This is a genomic window from Streptomyces sp. NPDC005866 (assembly GCF_040629895.1).
Classification (GTDB): Bacteria; Actinomycetota; Actinomycetes; order Streptomycetales; family Streptomycetaceae; genus Streptomyces.
This window is the reverse complement of record NZ_JBEXWP010000006.1, coordinates 310,046-327,985: the sequence shown is the minus strand read 5'-3', so window position 1 is coordinate 327,985 and position 17,940 is coordinate 310,046. Positions and strand designations below refer to the sequence as shown.

Below are 17,940 nucleotides of genomic sequence, written 5' to 3'. Positions count from 1 at the left end.
TCCCAGTTGTCCTCGAACCAGTGGCCGACGTCCTGCCACCAGTGACGGTTCGGGATCCCCGCGTCCGAGGCCTCGTCGATCTTCCGCTTCGCCTCGCCCGCCGCGTCGTCGCGCATCTTCCGCGCGTCCTCGGCCATCTTCTTCGCGGCGTCGAGGGCGTTCTGCGCGGTCGTGACGTCCGACTGGGCCGTGGTGTGCGCGGACTTGGCGCTCTGCACGTCCCGGGCGGCGGCGCGGACCTTCGCCTCGTCCGGCTTGTCGGCGCTGGATTTGCTGCCGGTGGGGTCGTCCTTGTACTTGTCGGCTTCCTTGCTCGCCCGAGTGACCCACGAATCGGCAGAAGAGAGACGGGACTTGGCGGAACTCAGATCGCTCTGCGCTTCCTTCGCCTTCGCCAGCGCCTTGTCGGCCAGGGCCTGCGCGCGCTCCAGCTTGGGCCAGTAGTCCGCGAGCGCGTCGCCGCACAGCTCGTACGACTTCTTCAGCTTCTTCAGGTTCTTCGGAACGTCCTTGAACTGCTCCTTGAAGACGTCCGCGGACTTGCCCGCCCACTGCAGCAGCGTGTCCTCGCCCGCCATGCCCTTGACCAGGCGCAGGGCGTCGGAGACGTCGTCGGCGAAGTCGTGCAGCTGCTTGGCGAGGGAGCGGACGCGTTGCGGGTCGCCCGGTGTCGGGTCCTTGTCAAGGTCGAGTGGATGCCAGTCCGCCGGCCGATACCCCGCCATAACCCCGCAACCCCCGTTGCCGTTCTTCACTCAATTGCGCGTGCGTCCCGGCAAAGGTACCCGAGCGCTCAAGTCCGGGTCGGGGTCATGTCCTGCAAGCCCACCACCCGTAGCAGTTGGAGGCGTTCGTAGGACTCCGTGCCCGGGCGGGCCGTGTGGATGACGAGGTGTTGGTGGGTGTCGGCGTTGAGGAGGACCTCGCAGTCCAACTCCAGGAGGCCGACGGAGGGATGCAGGAAGCGTTTTGTCGACGCGCGGCGGACCGCCACCTCGTGTTCCGCCCAGAGGCGGGCGAACTCCTCGCTGCCCGCGAGCAGTTCGGCGACGAGCGAGGCGGGGACCGGGTCGGTGGGGCGGCCCGAGGCCACCGCGCGCAGGTTCGCCACCTGCTCGCGGGCCCGCGCCGGCCGGTCCTCCGGTGGGAACATGTCGCGGGACGCCGGGTGCAGGAAGTAGCGGCGGAGCAGGTTGCGCTCGCGCGGCGGGCGGGCCAGGATGTCGCCGCTCAGCGCCCGCGACAGCGCGTTCTGGGCCAGGACCTCGGCGTAGTCGGTCGTCACCAGCGCCGGGGTGTCGTGCAGCCGGTCCAGGACCAGCAGCAGACCCGGGCGGACGTGCGTGGAGGCCGCCTCCCGGCGTGGGGGTTCCTCGCCGGTCAGGTGGAACAGGTGGTCGCGTTCGTCGTCCGTCAGGCGCAGCGCGCGGGCCAGTGCCGTGAGCATCTGGCGGGACGGGCGCGGGCCCCGGGACTGTTCGAGGCGCGTGTAGTAGTCCGCCGACATGCCCGCGAGCGACGCCACCTCCTCGCGGCGCAGGCCCGGGGTGCGGCGGCGGGCGCCGGGGGCCAGGCCCACGTCGGTCGGGTCCAGGCGGGTGCGGGCGTGGCGCAGGAAGTCGGCCAGTTCGGGGCGGTTCACCTCTCCAGGGTGGCCCGGGCCGCCCGGCTTATCCAGGGACTGCCGGTCCCCTGATCGGAAGGTCTCTCCCGGCCGTGGCGCACGAGGACGAGGGTGGTGACACCAGAGCGAAGGAGAAGGTCATGATCACTCTTGTCACCGGTACGACAGGTCAGGTCGGGCGGCGGTTCGTGCCGAGGCTGCTGGAGCAGGCCCGGACGGGGGAGCGGGTACGGGTGCTGGTGCGGGACGCGGCCCGTGGGGAGCCGTTCGCCGAGCTGGGCGCCGAGGTCGTCGTCGGGGACCTGCGGGACGAGGAGGCGCTCGGCAAGGCCGTCGCCGGAGTGGACGCCGTCGTGAACGTCGCGGCCTCTTTCCGCGGGGTGCCCGACGAGGAGGCCTGGGCCGTCAACCGGGACGCGGCGGTGGCCCTGGGGCGGGTCGCGGTGTCCGCCGGCGTACGGCGGTTCGTGCAGGTCAGCACCGGGAACGTGTACGGCACCGGTCGCGGCCGCCCGCTCACCGAGGACGACGAGAGCCGGCCCGGCGGTGAGATGTGGGGCGCCTACCCCGAGTCCAAGGCGGCGGCCGAGCGGGAGCTGCTCGCGCTCGACGGCATGGAGGTGCGGATCGGGCGGCTGCCCTTCGTCTACGGCGAAGGGGACCCCCACCTCGCCAACTCCCTGCGGTGGGCCGCGCACTGGGCCCCCGCCCAGCGCCTCCAGATGGCCCACCATGCGGATGTCGGCCAGGGCCTGCTCCGCCTTCTGTACGCCCCGGCGGTCAACGGTCCGGTCTACAACATCGCCGACGACGCCCCCGTCACGACCGTGGAACTGCACCAGCTCAACGGCGTCGAGGTGCCCGCGGACCTGTACACCCGCACCGATCCCGACCCCTGGTTCGGGATCATGTCCAACCAGAAGATCCGCCGCGACCTCGGCTTCCGGCCCATCTACCCGAGCGTCTGGTCGGCGCGAGACGCCGGCGCCCTCTAGTCCACCCCTCGTATCCGCCCCACCAGCCCCGCCCCCGCCAGCCCGATCACCGCCGCCGCCAGGTAGAGCACCCGGTAGCCGCCCAGGTACGTCACGATCGGTGCGGCGAGGGCGGGTGCCGCGACCTGGGGCAGGGCGTTGGCCACGTTGACGACGCCGAGGTCCTTGCCGCGGTTCAGGGCCTTCGGCAGGACGTCCGTCATCAGGGCGAAGTCGACCGAGGTGAACACGCCGAAGCCGATGCCCAGGAAGGCCGCCGCGACGATCGCCCCCGGCCAGGTCTGCCACGCCGACAGCAGCGCCGTCGCCGCCGCCATCAGCATCCCCGACCAGACCACGAACGGCTTGCGCAGGCCCACCCGGTCCGACCAGACGCCGCCGACCACCACCGTCGCCAGCAGCGTGAGCCCGTTCACCGCGGTCAGGATCAGCACCCCCTGGCCGGGGTCGTGGTAGTGGAGGCGGTCGCGCAGGTAGTACAGCAAGTACAGCAGCACCAGCGCATTGCTGAGGTTGATCAGGAAGCGGGTCAGCCAGGCCCAGCCCAGGTCGGGATAGCGGCGCGGGCTCAGCCAGAAACCCGCCAGGAAGCCCCGCCAGGACCAGGCCGGCCGGTCCTCCGGTGCCAGCCGCAGATCCGGGTAGCGGAGCACGTACGGCAGCACGCCCACCGCCGTGAACACCGCGCACGCCACATAGCCCGCCCCGACGCCCCCGGCGGCCGTCGCCAGCCCCGTGCCGCCGACCACCCCGAGGATCTGGGCGGCCCCCAGCCAGCCGCCCACCGAGCCCCGCTGGCGTCTCGGCACCCGGTCCGGCACGGCCGCCGTCACCGCCGCGAAGGCCGCGTTCAGCGTCAGCTGGACCAGACACCAGCCGAGCATCATCGTCCCCATGCCGCCGGCGCCCGCGAGGAGCAGCAGGGACAGCGCCCCGCCCGCCGTACCGGCGACGATCCACGGCGTACGGCGTCCCCAGCGGGACGTCGTGCGGTCCGACAGCGCGCCGAAGACCGGGTTCGCCGCCAGTGACACCACCGCGCCGACGCCCGTCACCCATGCCAGCATCGTCTCCTTCGACATTCCGGAGCCGGGCGCGAAGTCCTTGGCCTGGGAGGCGAGGAGGATCTGAAGGGGGCCGTACCAGCCCACCCAGACCGCCCCGTTGGCGAGCGAGAGCGCGGACGTCCAGCCGCGGCCGGCCTTCTCGGCCGGTTCCGCCAGGGCGGCCGGCGGCCGCGTCGTCGTCATCTCTGCGCCCGGAGTCTCTGCGCCCGCAGCAGGTCCCGGAACCAGCCGTACGACGACTTCGGCGTCCGCGCCTGCGTCGCGTAGTCCACGTGGACCAGGCCGAAGCGGCGCGCGTACCCCTCCGCCCATTCGAAGTTGTCCAGCAGCGACCAGACGAAGTAACCGCGTACGTCCACCCCGGCCTCGATCGCCCGGTGCAGCGCCCGGACGTGGCCGTCCAGGTAGGCGATGCGGTCCTGGTCGTCGACGCCTTCGCAGGAGCAGCCGTTCTCGGTGATGACGATCGGCGGGAGCCGGTCGCCGTATCGGTCCCGGAGGCCGGTGAGGAGTTCCGTCAGGCCCTCCGGGACCACCGGCCAGCCGAAGTCCGTCACCGGGACGTCCTCGATGTCCCGCACGGAGAAGGGCAGTTCTGCGGGGAGTGTCAGCCCGCCGAACTCGATCTCGGTGCCCTGCGGGGCGCCCACCTTGGTCGGGGCGTAGTAGTTGACGCCGTACCAGTCGAGCGGCTCGGCGATCACCTTCAGGTCCGAGGCGACATCGCCCGGCATCAGGTCGCCCATGCCCTCCGGGTACTCGCCCAGCAGGACCGGCTCCGCGAACAGGCGGTTGAGGAGGAGGTCGTAGAAGCCGGCCGCCTCCAGGTCCGGCTGCTCCGGCGAGGCCGGCCAGGTGGGGCCGTGGGAGTTGGCGATGCCGATGCCGGCGGCTCCGGCCGCGCGCAGCGCCCGTACGGCCAGACCGTGGGCGAGGAGCTGGTGGTGGGCGGCCGGGAGCGCGTCGAACATCAACTGCTCGCCGGGGGCGTGGGCGCCCAGGGCGTGGCCGAACAGGGTGTGTTCGGCGGGCTCGTTGAGGGTGATCCACTTCTGCACCCGGTCGCCGAGCCGGTCCGCGACCGTCGAGACGTGGTCGGCGAAGCGTGAGGCGGTGTCCCGGTCCAGCCAGCCCCCTCCCGTGGCGGAGCCGCTGTCGGAACAGGTCTGCAGGGCCGCCGGCAGGTCCCAGTGGAAGAGGGTCGGGACCGGCCGTACGCCCGCCGCGCACAGCTCGTCCACCAGGCGGTCGTAGAAGTCCAGGCCGCCCTTCGAGCGCACCCTCGGCCAGGAGACCGAGAACCGGTACGCGTCCACGCCGAGGCCGGCCAGCAGGGCCACGTCCTCGCGGTAGCGGTGGTAGTGGTCGCAGGCCACCGCCGCCGTCGAGCCGTCCTTGATGCGGCCCGGCTCGGCCGAGAACACGTCCCACACGGAGGGCTCGCGCTCGTCGGCGGCGCCCTCGATCTGGTGGGCCGAGGTCGACACACCCCAGAGGAAACCGTCGGGGAACCGGGGGATCGGATGGACCGGGTCAGTCGCCATGGCCGGGATCATCCTTACCCCCGGTAACAGAAGTCAACGCCCGGACGTGAACTACCCGTTACCGGCGCTGCTTAGGCGCCTTCCTTCAACACCCTTGAGACCAGCTCGCGTTGCTCGGACGTCAGCCGCGGATCGGCCGCGTACACCGTCCGCCCGTCCACCGTGATCCGGTAGGCGAACCCGTCCGGCACCCCGGGCGGCGGCGTGCCCCGGCCGGCCGCGAGCACGTGCTCGGCCAGGGCCTGCCACTCGTGGGCGTCGGGCCGCCCCGAGGTGTCCACCTCGGCCCGCCGCTCGATGCCCGCGAACCCGCCCGTACGCCTCACCTGAATACGCATGGGTCCCTGTGTAGTACGGGATCAGCCGGTCTGCACACCCACCTGCGCCCACGCCTTGAGGACCGCCTCGGTCTCCTCGCCCTCCTTGTAGCGGGCCTTGGCCGCCGCCACCGTGAGCTTCGCGAAGTCCGTGAAACGCGCGTCCGACCGCAGTTCGCCGCCGGTGAGCACGTCGTACCAGATCAGGCCGGCCCTCTCCCAGGCGCTGCCGCCGAGGGCGGTGGCGAGGAGATAGAAGGCGTGGTTGGGGATGCCGGAGTTGATGTGCACGCCGCCGTTGTCCCGGTTGGTCTTCACGTAGTCCGCCATGGTCGCGGGCTGCGGGTCCTTGCCGAGGCGGGGGTCGTCGTACGCCGTGCCCGGGGCCTTCATCGAGCGCAGGGCCACGCCGCGCACGCCCGGGGCGAGCAGGCCCTCGCCGATCAGCCAGTCCGCCTGGTCGGCGGTCTGGCCGAGGGAGTGCTGCTTGATGAGCGAGCCGAAGACGTCCGAGACCGACTCGTTGAGGGCGCCGGACTGGCCGTAGTACTCCAGGTTGGCGGTGTACTGGGTGACGCCGTGGGTGAGCTCGTGGCCGATGACGTCGATGGAGCTGGTGAAGTCGGTGAAGATCTGGCCGTCGCCGTCGCCGAACACCATCTGCTCGCCGTTCCAGAAGGCGTTGTCGTAGTCGACGTCGTAGTGCACGGTCGCGTCGAGCGGCAGGCCCTCGCCGTCGATGGAGTCCCGCTCGTAGGCCTTCAGGTACAGCTCGAAGGTGGCGCCGAGGCCGGCGTAGGCGCGGTTGACGCCGGCGTCCCGGCCGGGCTCGGAGCCCTCCTCGCGGACCTTGGTACCGGGCAGGTCGGTGCCGTGCCCGGCGTCGTAGATCGTGCGCCGGGGCTGGGCGCCGGCGGCCGCCGGGGCGGAGATGGTCAGAGCACCGCGGACCGCGGTGATCCGGCGGCGGGTGCGCTGCATGGCGTCCTGCTGCAGAGTGCGCTGCGCGGAGTCGGCGAGCGCCCGGTCCTCGTGCTGGGCGAGGTGGTCGAGGATGTGCGGCGGCACGATCGTGCAGAAGACGGGCCTGTAGCCCCCGTTGGTCGTCATGGACGGCACCATTGCACTCTGTTAGTTCGCTGTCACTAGGGGCAACCGTGATTGGTGAAATATGGGGATGCTTTCGTTGTGGGCGGTTGCGCTGTGCTACGGCCTGCGGGCCGGTGGGACGGCCGCGCCCGCGCGGCGGAGCCGCATGTCCACACGGCCCCGCGCCCCTGAAAGGGCGCTTCAGTCCCGCATGCTGATACAGGACCGCCCTGTCCGGAAGGGCTCGACTAGCATGCTCTGCATCATGCGTTTCGGGCTGCTTCTTCTTAGCTGCCGCGGCGAGGGCCTGTAGTCCAGGTCGACTCCCTCCCCGCGGAGCTTCGCGTTGCGTCGTCGGCCGTCCTTCCGGACACCCTGAGGAGCCCCGCAATCATGGCGAACCGCCAGCAGCCCACCACCATGCCGATCCACAAGTACGGCCGCTACGAGCAGGTCGACATCCCGGACCGCACCTGGCCGCAGCAGCGCATCACCACCGCTCCCCGCTGGCTCTCCACCGATCTGCGCGACGGCAACCAGTCCCTGATCGACCCGATGTCGCCCGAGCGCAAGCGCCGGATGTTCGACCAGCTGGTCAAGATGGGCTACAAGGAGATCGAGGTCGGCTTCCCCGCCTCCGGCCAGACCGACTTCGACTTCGTGCGCTCGATCATCGAGGAAGAGGGCGCGATCCCTGACGACGTCACGATCTCCGTGCTGACCCAGGCCCGCGAGGACCTGATCGAGCGGACCGTGGAGTCCCTGAAGGGCGCCAGGCGGGCCACCGTCCACCTGTACAACGCCACCGCGCCGGTCTTCCGCCGGGTCGTCTTCCGCGGCTCCAAGGACGACATCAGGCAGATCGCCGTCGACGGCACCCGCCTGGTGATCGAGTACGCCGAGAAGCTGCTGGGCCCGGAGACGGAATTCGGCTACCAGTACTCGCCGGAGATCTTCACCGACACCGAGCTGGACTTCGCGCTGGAGGTCTGCGAGGCGGTCATGGACGTCTACCAGCCGGGCCCGGGCCGCGAGATCATCCTCAACCTGCCCGCCACCGTGGAGCGTTCGACGCCGTCCACGCACGCGGACCGCTTCGAGTGGATGCACCGCAACCTCTCCCGCCGTGAGCACATCGTGCTGTCCGTCCACCCGCACAACGACCGCGGTACGGCCGTGGCCGCCGCCGAGCTGGCGCTGATGGCCGGCGCCGACCGCGTCGAGGGCTGCCTGTTCGGGCAGGGCGAGCGCACCGGCAACGTCGACCTGGTCACCCTGGGCATGAACCTGTTCTCGCAGGGCGTCGACCCGAAGATCGACTTCTCCGACATCGACGAGATCCGTCGTACGTGGGAGTACTGCAACCAGATGGAGGTCCACCCGCGCCACCCGTACGTGGGCGACCTGGTCTACACGTCCTTCTCCGGCTCCCACCAGGACGCCATCAAGAAGGGCTTCGACGCCAGGGAGGCCGACGCGGCCGCGAAGGGCGTCACCGTCGACGACATCGAGTGGGCCGTCCCGTACCTGCCCATCGACCCGAAGGACGTCGGCCGCTCCTACGAGGCGGTCATCCGGGTCAACTCGCAGTCCGGCAAGGGCGGTATCTCCTACGTCCTGAAGAACGACCACAAGCTGGACCTGCCCCGCCGAATGCAGATCGAGTTCTCGAAGCTCATCCAGGCGAAGACGGACGCCGAGGGCGGCGAGATCACCGGCGCCGACATCTGGGCGGTCTTCCAGGACGAGTACCTGCCCAACCCGGACAACCCCTGGGGCCGTATCCAGGTGCGGACAGGCCAGTCGACCACCGACACCGACGGGGTGGACACCCTCACCGTCGAGGCCACCGTCGACGGCGAGGACACCGTCCTGACCGGCTCCGGCAACGGCCCGATCTCCGCGTTCTTCGACGCGCTGCAGGGTCTGGGCGTCGACGTACGCCTCCTGGACTACCAGGAGCACACGATGAGCGAGGGCGCCTCCGCACAGGCCGCCTCCTACATCGAATGCGCGATCGACGACAAGATCCTGTGGGGCATCGGCATCGACGCGAACACGACGCGTGCGTCGCTGAAGGCGGTCGTCTCCGCCGTCAACCGCGCGACGCGATAACCGCTCTGACCGGCGGTTTCAGGGCCCTGATCGCGATGTACGGCGATCAGGGCCCCGTCGTATACCAGCCATCCCGCGGTAGAGATCACGGAAAGGTCTCGTACGCGGTACTGACTCCACCTCCCCGATGTGGCTAACATCACGCCAGCGGTGGCGATGTTGCCACGGCGTTAAGGAGGTGCGACGTGCTGCCAGTACGGGGACGAGACGGCCGAACCGCCAGGCCTGCCCGCATCCTGGGCACCCGCACCTCATGGACACCCGTCGGCGACGGCGAGTTCTTCTGCCCCGGCTGCGGGGGCGACCGCAACTACCAGCGGCTCACCGGCCGCCGCCGCTTCACCCTGCTCGGCGTGCCCGTGCTGCCGCGCGGCACCACCGGGCCGGTCGTGGAGTGCGCCGCCTGCCGCCACCACTACGGCACCGACGTCCTCGACCACCCCACCACCTCCCGCTTCTCGGGGATGCTCCGCGACGCCGTGCACACCGTCGCCCTCGCCGTCCTCGCGGCCGGCGGCACCTGTGCCCGTGCGTCGTTGGAAGCGGCCGCGGCCACGGTCCGCGCGGCCGGCTTCGAGGACGTGACGGAGGAACAGCTGAGCGCGCTCGTCGACGCGCTCGCCGCCGACACCGGCCGGGTCTTCGAGCAGCCGGGCGGGGCGAGCCTCGCGATAGAGCTGCACGAGGCCCTCGACCCGCTGGCCCCGCATCTCGCCCCCACCGGCCGCGAGTCCCTGCTCATCCAGGCGGCCCGGATCGCGCTCGCCGACGGCCCCTACACCAACGCCGAACGCGAGGTCCTCGGCACGGTCGGCGCGGCCCTGACTATCTGCGCCGACGACGTGACCCGTCTGCTGGCGGCGGCCCGCACACCGTCCTGAGCCCCCGGCCGGCCGTCACGGGAACTGACGGTGTGCCGATGCGGAACTGACGGTGCGCCAACGCCGAGATGACGGTGCGCCAACCAGGAACTGACGGTATGGCAAACTGTGTGCCCCGTTTGCCCGTTGTGGGGGTGCGGTAAAGGTGCCCGGGAGGAACATGGAAAGGTGAGCCATGTGTCTCCTGTGACCCGCGTCAGCCGGATCTCCCTCGCCGCCGCCCTGCTCCTCGGGGCGTTCGCGGTCGGGCCCAGAGCCTGGGCGGCCACCTGCCAGTCCTCCGTGCCGTATGCCTCCGGCCAGGGCGGCTACGCCCAGTACCGCATCCCGGCCGTCGTCCGCACCTGGCGCGGCACCCTGCTCGCCTTCGCCGAGGGCCGGCACTCCACCACCGGCGACAGCGGAGACATCGACGTCGTGCTGAGACGTTCCTCCGACCGCGGCTGCACCTGGGGCCCGCTCCAGGTGGTGGCCGACGGCAAGAGGGACACCCGGGGCAACCCGGCACCCGTCATCGACCCGCGCACCGGCGACATCGTCCTGGTGACCTCCTACAACGACGGCTCGGTGAACGAGGCGCAGATCATGCGCGGCCAGGTCACCAAGAAGCAGAGCCGCCGGGTGTTCGTGCAGCGCAGCCGGAGCGAGGGCCGGTCCTTCACCGCCCCGAAGGAGATCACGGCCCAGGTCAAACCTTCCGGCTGGCGCTGGTACGCCACCGGTCCCGGCCATGCCGTCGCCCTCACCCAGGGCAGGCACCGCGGCCGCCTGGTCGTCGCCGCCGACCACTCCTCCGCCCCGCCTGCCGGCTCCTCCGACACCGGCCGGGAGGCCAGGTACTACGGCGGCCACGCGATCTACAGCGACGACGGCGGCCGCAGCTGGCACCTCGGCTTCGTCGACGACTCCTACACGGGCCGCGACAACGCCAACGAGACGACCGCCGCCCAACTGCCCGACGGCCGCCTCTACTTCAACGCCCGCAATCAGAACGGCTCCGGCCCCGGCAACCGCCTCAACGCCTGGTCGAGCGACGACGCCGAGACCCTGGACGCGGGCTACACCGTCCAGCCGACCCTGAGCGAGGTCCCGGTGGTCGAGGGCTCGGTCCTCCAACTCCGGGGTGTAGGAGCCCCGTTGCTCTTCTCGGCCCCCTCGGTCCCCACGGCCCGCAAGGCCATGGCCCTCTGGACCAGCGCGGACGAGGGCATCACCTTCGACAAGCTCCTCACCCTGTCCGGCCGTAAGGCGGCCTACTCGGACCTGGTCCAGGTGGACAGGAGCACGGTCGGGGTGCTGTACGAGACGGGCACGAGGACGGCGTACGACACGATCGAGTTCCGGCGGATCGCGGCGCCCCGGGAGTGAGCGGCTCCGGCGGCCGGTCCGGAGGCGTGCGCCGGCGCTCCCGCTGCTTCGGTGTCCCGCCGCCGGGGCCGTTGCCATGAACCGGGTCCGGTCCGTCGTGTCTTCGAGTTCCGCGACGGCAGGGTCTCCCGGGAGAACGGTGGCTGGCTGGCGCTGCGGTGGCCGCCGGCTGACCGCTCCCGAACAGCCCTTCCGGCGCCGGTCACCTACCCGGTGGCCGGCGCCGACTGCTGCCCTTTCGTACCGTTATTGGTCCGACCTCTGACGGTTTACGCCATTCGCGCGCCCCGCCTTGACCACCCTGAAGCCCCCTCTTATGGTCGCGCTTACACAGGACGTCCGACGTCTCCTTTTCCCCCACGCTGGAGGCACCGTGCGCGACGAGGCGACCCACGGCCGCAGGACGTTCCTGAAACACGTCGGCGCCCTGGGCGCGGCCGCCTCGCTGACGGCCTGTGGACCCAAGTCCACGATCGACCTCGGCGGCAGCGGCTCCGACCGCACCCTCACGGCCGTGATCGGCTACGGCAACGACGGCAGCTGGGACCCGACCCAGACGGCGTCCGCGTTCGCCATGGCCGCCAACAACCACATCTACGAGGGCCTCGCCGACACGGATCCGATCACCCGCGCCCCCTATCCGGCGCTGGCGACCCGGCTGCCCGCCGACCCGAACGCCACCACCTGGCGGTTCACCCTGCGCCCGGGCGCCACCTTCCACGACGGCAGGCCGGTCACCGCCGACGACGTCGTCTTCGTCTTCGACCGGATCCTCGACCCGGGCACCCAGACCCTCGCCCAGGGCTTCTTCGCGAGCTGGCTGAAGGAGGTCCGGAAGATCGACACCCGGACCGTCGACCTGGTCCTCAGGTTCCCCTTCCCGGACGGGATCGCCCGCCTCACCCTCGCCAAGATCATGCCGAAGCACGTGTACTCCCGGCCCGGCGCCTGGGACGACGCGATCAAGGGACTCGCGGTGGGCACGGGACCGTACCGGCAGACCGGGCACCACCCGAAGTCGAACACCACCTTCGCCGCGTACGACCACTACAACGGCCCCCGCGGGCCCGCCTTCCGGCGGATGAACTGGCTGACGATCGTCGACGCGGCCTCGCGCGTGGCCAGGATCTCCGGGGTCGACGCGGGCGCGCAGATCTCCGACAACATCCCGTACGCCAACATCACCCGCCTCGAACAGGGCGGACTGTCGGTCGGCGGCGGCGCGGGGATGAACAACCTGTTCCTGATGTTCAACACGCGGCACAAACCCTTCGACGACGTCCGGGTCCGCCAGGCCCTGCACTACGCCATCGACAACGCGAAGATCGTCGACGTCGCCCTCAAGGGCCATGGCAAACCCGCGAGTTCCTTCCTCGACGAGACCAACCCCGCCTACCGGAGGGCGAAGACGGTCTACGACTACGACCCCGGCAAGGCGAAGGAACTGCTGGCGGCGGCCGGCGTCAGCGGGCTCAAGGTGAACATCCTCGCCGTCAACGTGAGCTGGATCGTCGACTGCCTGCCCACCATCAAGTCGTCCTGGGACGCGATCGGCGTCGCCACGACCCTGTCCCCGCAGGAGACCACGGCCGTGTTCACCAAGATGGACCAGAAGCAGGACTACCAGGTCGTCGCCGCCGTCTCGAACCCCAACCAGTTCGGCCTCGACGCCGACCTGATCATGCACTACAACCACGGCCCCGAGAACCTCTGGATGGGCTACGCCCGATGGGCCGGCAACGCTGTCGCGAAGCGGCTCTTCAAGGACATGGACGCGGCCACCCGCGAACCGGACCCGGACAAGAAGAAGACGATGATCCAGGACTACATCGACATCGTCGCCGAACAGGCCGTCCTCTACCCGGTCGTCCACAACGAGCTGATCACCGCCTGGGACCCGCGCAGGCTCGCCGGCATAAGAGCCCAGCCCTACCCCGGCATCAACGTCCTGACCGCCAAGTGGGCCTGACGGCATGAACGCCGTCCTGCGCATCCTGCTGCGCCGAATCGCCCTGCTGGTGCCGCTGCTGCTCGGCATCGCCCTGTTCGTGTTCCTGGTGATGCGCTTCTCCGACGTCGACCCGGCGTCCGCGTTCTTCCAGGGCGCCAACCCCACCCCGCGGCAACTCCACGACTTCCGGGAGCGCAACGGCCTCCTCGACCCGCTCCCCGTCCGCTACGTCCACTTCGTCGGCGACCTCTTCCACGGCGACCTCGGCACCAGCGCCCTCACCCGTACCCCGGTCCTCGACCAGGTCGCCACCGCCCTGCCGCTCACCCTCCAGCTGACCTTCCTCGGCCTCGGCGTCGCGGTCGTCCTGGCGCTGGCCGGAGGCGTCACGGCGGCGATCTACCGCGACCGCTGGCCGGACCAGGCCATCCGGGTGCTCTCGCTCGTCGGCGTCGCCGCCCCCGCCTTCTGGCTGGCGCTGCTGATGATCCAGTACCTGGCGGTCGACCGGGGCTGGTTCCCCTCCGGCGGCTACATCAACCCGGAGGACTCCGTCACCGGCTGGCTCAGGACCATGGCCCTGCCCGCCCTCGCGCTCTCCCTCCCGGTCGCCGCCCAGCTCACCCGGATCGTCCGCACCTCGGTGGTCGAGGAACTCGACAGGGACTACGTCCGCACGGCGATCGGCAGCGGCCTGCCACCCCATGTCGTGGTCGGCCGCAACGTGCTGCGCAACGCCCTCGTCAACCCCCTGACCGTGCTCGGCCTGCGCGTCGGCTACCTCCTCGGCGGCGCCGTCGTCATCGAGACGATCTTCGCCCTGCCCGGCATGGGCAAGCTGATGATCGACGCCGTGCAGAACGGCGACCCGGCCGTCGTCCAGGGCGTGGTCCTCACCACCGCGACCGGCTTCGTCGTCGTCAACCTCGTCATCGACGTCCTCTATCTGCTGGTCAACCCCCGTCTGCGGGAGGCGACATGACGACGTTCACCCGCGCGGCCCTCACCACCGCCCTGGCCCGTCCCGGCGTACGACTGCGCAGGCTGTCGCCGCTGTCCAAGGCGGCCCTCGCCTTCCTGGCCGTGGTCGTCCTGGTGGCGGTGCTCGCGCCCCTCCTCGCCCCCGACGACCCCCTCGCCCAGCAGGCCCCCGCCGACGGCACCGGACACCCCTCCGCGGGCCACTGGATGGGCCAGGACAGCCTCGGCCGGGACATCCTCAGCCGGCTGATGTACGGCGCCCGCTGGTCCCTCGCCATCGGCCTGGGCGCGACCGGCCTCGCCCTGGTCGCCGGCGCGCTGCTCGGGGCGCTCGCGGCCACCTCCCGCAAGGCCGTCGACGAGACGCTGATGCGTTGCCTGGACGTGGTGATGGCGTTCCCCGGTATCGCGCTGGCCGCCGTCCTGGTCGCCGTCTTCGGCGGCGGCATCACGGTCCTGATCTGCGCGATCGCCTTCCTCTTCACCCCACCCGTGGCCCGCGTGGTCCGGGCGAACGTCCTCGACCAGTACGGCGAGGACTACGTCACCGCGGAACGGGTCATCGGCGCCCGCACCCCCCACATCGTGCTCCGCCATGTGGCCGTCAACTGCGCCGCCCCCATCCTGGTCTTCTGCACCGTGCAGGTCGCCGAGGCCATCGTCTTCGAGGCGTCCCTGTCCTTCATCGGCGCGGGCGTCCGGCCCCCGGACCCGTCCTGGGGCAGCGTCATCGCGGACGGCAAGAACATGGTGCTGACGGGAGGCTGGTGGGCGACCCTCTTCCCCGGCCTGCTGATCCTGCTCACCGTCCTCTGCCTGAACATCCTCTCCGAGGGCGTCTCGGACGCGTGGGCGTCACCGGCGCCGAGGGAGGTGGAGACGCAGCCGACGGATCCCGTCGAGGCGCCCGAGCCGGGTGAGGCCCTGGAGCTGCCCGGCCTGAGGGAGGCGGGCGAGCGGCTCCGCGCCCGGGCCCGGGCCCCCGTTTCCGGCGGGCGACCGGTGCTGTCCGTGCAGAACCTCACGATCGCCTTCCCCGACCGCCACCGGGGCGTGAACATCGTCGACGGCATCAGCTTCGCGGTGTACCCCGGCGAAGTCCTGGGCCTGGTAGGAGAGTCGGGCTGCGGCAAATCCCTGACGGCACTCACGATCATGGGCCTGCAGCCGAGAGCGGCACGGGTAACGGGGCGAATCGATTTCTGTGCCGGCGAGGTGACGCGCCCCGAAGGGGCGCGGGGCCGTATTGCATATGCGGCTACCGCCGCGCGGGCGCGATCAACCCCCACGAACCCGCACCCGCCCGTGGACCTCACCACCCCCCACCTCCGACTCCTGGGCCACGAAATCGCGATGGTCTACCAGGACGCGCTGTCCTCCCTGAACCCGGGGATGACCATCCAAGCCCAGCTCAGACAACTGACACGACGCGGCGGCACCCGCACCCCGGCCGAACTCCTCACCCTCGTCGGCCTCGACCCCAGTGGCACGTTGCGCCGCTACCCGCACGAACTCTCCGGCGGCCAGCGCCAGCGCGTCTTGATCGCCATGGCCCTCTCCCGCGACCCCCGCCTGATCATCGCCGACGAACCGACCACCGCCCTCGACGTCACCGTCCAGGCCCAGGTGATGGAACTCCTCCTCCGCCTCCGCGAGGAACTCGGCTTCGCGCTGATCCTCGTCTCGCACGACCTGGCCCTCGTCGCCGACGTCACCGACCGGGTGGTGGTGATGTACGGCGGACAGATCGTCGAGACCGGTACCACCGCCGAACTGGTCGCCGCCCCCACCCACCACTACACGCGCGGCCTGCTCGGCAGCGTGCTGTCCCTGGAGTCCGGGGCCGAGCGGCTGACCCAGATCAGGGGCGTGGTGCCGTCCCCGGCCGACTTCCCGGCCGGCTGCCGCTTCGCGGACCGCTGCCCGGCGGCGAGCGCGGTCTGCCGCACAACGGCACCCGACCTCTTCGGCTCCCGCAGCCACACCGCGGCCTGCCACCACCCGGCCGTCGACCTGGCGAGCACGGAGGCGGTGACATGAGCGCGGTGGAGCTGTCCGGCGTCCACGTGGTCCACAGGGCCCGCGGCGGAGGCAAGTTCGGCCGGGACCGGGTGTACGCGCTGACCGGCGCCGACCTCACCGTGGCGGCCGGCGAGACGGTCGGGGTGGTCGGCGAGTCGGGGTGCGGGAAGTCGACACTGGCGAAGGTGCTGGTCGGCATCCAGCGGCCGACCGCCGGCACGGTCACCTTCCACGGCCGCGACCTGTGGTCGATGGCCCCGGCCGAACGCCGGTCGACCGTCGGCGCGAGCACCGGCATGATCTTCCAGGACCCGTCGACGGCCCTCAACCGCCGCCTGCCCGTACGCCGTATCCTCCGCGACCCGCTGGACGTCCACGAGCGCGGGACACGGGCCGAACGGGAGGAGCGGGTGCGGGAGTTGATGGGCCTGGTCGGCCTGCCCCGGGCTCTCGCCGAGGCCCTCCCCGGCCAGCTCTCCGGCGGCCAGCGCCAGCGCGTGGCGATCGCCCGCGCCCTCGCCCTGGACCCCGATCTGGTGGTGGCGGACGAACCGACCAGCGCCCTGGACGTCTCGGTCCGCGCCCAGATCCTCAACCTCCTCCTCGACCTTCGCGAACGCCTCGGCCTCGCCATGGTCTTCGTCTCCCACGACATCCAGACGGTACGGCGGATGAGCGACCGGGTGATCACCATGTACCTGGGCCGGATCGTCGAGGAGACCCCGGCCGCCGAGGTCACCGAGCACGCCCGGCACCCGTACACCAGGGCCCTGTTCTCGGCCACCCCCGGCCTGCTGAACCCGATCGACCCCATCCCGCTGACCGGTCCGGTGCCCTCGGCGACCCGCCCGCCGTCCGGCTGTCCGTTCCGCACCCGCTGCTGGAAGGCGGACGACGAGTGTGCCGTCCGCATGCCTGACTTCACGGCCGCGTCACGCGAGGGTCACCGCTACCGGTGCCACCATCCTGTGGAGGAGGACCAGCCGAGCCACAGCCTGCCCAGGGAGCCCTGATGACCCTGCCCACCCCGCTGACCGGTGTCGTACCGCCCGTCTGCACCCCCCTGACACCGGACCGCGAGGTGGACGTCCCCTCCCTGCGCAGACTCGTCGACCATCTGACGGCGGCCGGAGTGGACGGCCTGTTCGTGCTGGGCTCGACGTCGGAGGTGGCGTATCTGACGGACCGCCAGCGCGGGCTGGTCACGGAGACGGTGGTGACGCATGTGGCCGGGCGGCTGCCGGTGCTGGCGGGGGTGATCGACATGACGACACCCCGGGTCCTGGACCACGTCGCGTCCGTCACGTCCGCCGGCGCGGACGCGATCGTCGTCACCGCCCCCTTCTACACCCGCACCCACCCCGCCGAGATCGGCCGCCACTTCCGCCTGGTCGCCGACCGCTCGCCCGTCCCGGTGATCGCCTACGACATCCCGGTCGCCGTCCACACCAAGCTCCCCGCCGACCTGGTGCTGGAGCTGGCGGCCGACGGGGTGCTGGCCGGCCTGAAGGACTCCAGCGGCGACCTGGCCGGCTTCCGCGAGGTCGTCACGGGCACCCGGAGCCTTCCCCGCTTCAGCGCGCTGACGGGCTCCGAGCTGACGGTCGACTCGGCCCTCGCGCTGGGCGCCGACGGAGCGGTACCGGGTCTCGCCAACGTCGACCCGGACGGTTACGTCCGCCTCCACCGGCTGTGCCGGGCCGGTGACTGGGACCGGGCCCGGACGGAACAGGAACGGCTGTGCGCCCTCTTCCGGATGGTCGGCGCCGGCGACCCGGCCCGGATGGGCGGCAGCTCGGCGGCGCTGGGCGCGTTCAAGGCGGCGCTGCGTCTGCGCGGGGTGATCGACTGCCCGGCCACGGCGGAGCCACAGGTGCCGCTGTCGGAGGCGGAGACCGAGTGCGTGGGGAAGTACCTGGCGGGGGCGGGGCTGCTGTAGCGGCCGCGGGCCGGTCCCGTCCGCGCGGCTTGCGGGACAGACTCCGG

Annotated in this window: 15 protein-coding genes; 9 read left to right on the top strand and 6 right to left on the bottom strand. The window is 71.3% G+C overall.

Annotated elements, in window-relative coordinates; translation table 11 throughout:
- Positions 1-725: putative T7SS-secreted protein (locus ABZ396_RS12390; protein WP_359184488.1), on the bottom strand; the 725-nt coding region annotated here is incomplete at its 3' end.
- 68 nt (positions 726-793) lie between these two features.
- Positions 794-1,642: a helix-turn-helix transcriptional regulator gene (locus ABZ396_RS12385; protein WP_358916101.1), complete on the bottom strand. Its 849-nt coding sequence runs from the start codon at positions 1,640-1,642 to the stop codon at positions 794-796.
- 122 nt (positions 1,643-1,764) lie between these two features.
- On the opposite strand from ABZ396_RS12385, the gene ABZ396_RS12380 reads away from it, so the two are divergent.
- Positions 1,765-2,619, top strand: coding sequence for an NAD(P)-dependent oxidoreductase (locus ABZ396_RS12380; RefSeq protein WP_358916099.1), 855 nt, complete (start codon positions 1,765-1,767; stop codon positions 2,617-2,619).
- Here ABZ396_RS12380 and ABZ396_RS12375 read toward each other — a convergent pair.
- The 4 genes from ABZ396_RS12375 to ABZ396_RS12360 all read right to left on the bottom strand — a co-directional run bounded on the left by ABZ396_RS12375 (position 2,616) and on the right by ABZ396_RS12360 (position 6,657).
- Complete coding sequence (locus ABZ396_RS12375) at positions 2,616-3,869, bottom strand: MFS transporter (RefSeq protein ID WP_358916097.1); 1,254 nt, start codon at positions 3,867-3,869, stop codon at positions 2,616-2,618. The two genes, ABZ396_RS12380 and ABZ396_RS12375, sit on opposite strands and share 4 nt — an antisense overlap.
- Positions 3,866-5,230 carry a GH1 family beta-glucosidase gene (locus ABZ396_RS12370; protein ID WP_358916095.1) on the bottom strand — a complete coding sequence of 455 codons (1,365 nt, stop codon included), beginning with the start codon at positions 5,228-5,230 and terminating at the stop codon, positions 3,866-3,868. The genes ABZ396_RS12375 and ABZ396_RS12370 overlap by 4 nt, the downstream gene beginning before the upstream one ends.
- 71 nt (positions 5,231-5,301) lie before the next feature.
- Positions 5,302-5,568: a protealysin inhibitor emfourin gene (locus ABZ396_RS12365; protein WP_358916093.1), complete on the bottom strand. Its 267-nt coding sequence runs from the start codon at positions 5,566-5,568 to the stop codon at positions 5,302-5,304.
- A gap of 21 nt (positions 5,569-5,589) precedes the next feature.
- Positions 5,590-6,657, bottom strand: a complete 1,068-nt coding sequence (locus tag ABZ396_RS12360; protein WP_358916091.1) for a M4 family metallopeptidase — start codon at positions 6,655-6,657, stop codon at positions 5,590-5,592.
- 372 nt (positions 6,658-7,029) lie between these two features.
- Between ABZ396_RS12360 and leuA the strand changes: the two genes are divergently transcribed.
- The 8 genes from leuA (at position 7,030) to ABZ396_RS12320 (ending at position 17,893) form a co-directional block, all read left to right on the top strand.
- Positions 7,030-8,751 (top strand): 2-isopropylmalate synthase, encoded by a 1,722-nt coding sequence (gene leuA / locus ABZ396_RS12355; RefSeq protein WP_358916089.1) that lies wholly within the window; start codon positions 7,030-7,032, stop codon positions 8,749-8,751.
- A 185-nt stretch (positions 8,752-8,936) separates the two neighbouring features.
- A complete protein-coding gene (locus tag ABZ396_RS12350) occupies positions 8,937-9,632 on the top strand; it encodes a TerB family tellurite resistance protein (protein WP_358916087.1) in 696 nt (231 codons plus the stop codon).
- A gap of 186 nt (positions 9,633-9,818) precedes the next feature.
- The gene (locus ABZ396_RS12345) at positions 9,819-11,000 is read left to right on the top strand and encodes a sialidase family protein (RefSeq protein ID WP_358916209.1); all 1,182 of its coding nucleotides are present in this window, start codon (positions 9,819-9,821) and stop codon (positions 10,998-11,000) included.
- Positions 11,001-11,373: 373 nt separating this feature from the next.
- Positions 11,374-12,969 carry an ABC transporter substrate-binding protein gene (locus ABZ396_RS12340; RefSeq protein ID WP_358916085.1) on the top strand — a complete coding sequence of 532 codons (1,596 nt, stop codon included), beginning with the start codon at positions 11,374-11,376 and terminating at the stop codon, positions 12,967-12,969.
- A 4-nt stretch (positions 12,970-12,973) separates the two neighbouring features.
- Complete coding sequence (locus ABZ396_RS12335; RefSeq protein WP_358916083.1) at positions 12,974-13,933, top strand: ABC transporter permease; 960 nt, start codon at positions 12,974-12,976, stop codon at positions 13,931-13,933.
- Entirely contained in the window at positions 13,930-15,972 is a 2,043-nt protein-coding gene (locus ABZ396_RS12330; RefSeq protein WP_358916082.1) for a dipeptide/oligopeptide/nickel ABC transporter permease/ATP-binding protein, read from the top strand. Before ABZ396_RS12335 ends, ABZ396_RS12330 begins: the two co-directional genes overlap by 4 nt.
- Positions 15,969-16,967: an ABC transporter ATP-binding protein gene (locus tag ABZ396_RS12325; RefSeq protein ID WP_358916080.1), complete on the top strand. Its 999-nt coding sequence runs from the start codon at positions 15,969-15,971 to the stop codon at positions 16,965-16,967. The genes ABZ396_RS12330 and ABZ396_RS12325 overlap by 4 nt, the downstream gene beginning before the upstream one ends.
- Positions 16,967-17,893: a dihydrodipicolinate synthase family protein gene (locus ABZ396_RS12320; protein ID WP_358916078.1), complete on the top strand. Its 927-nt coding sequence runs from the start codon at positions 16,967-16,969 to the stop codon at positions 17,891-17,893. Before ABZ396_RS12325 ends, ABZ396_RS12320 begins: the two co-directional genes overlap by 1 nt.
- Positions 17,894-17,940 lie beyond the last annotated feature (47 nt).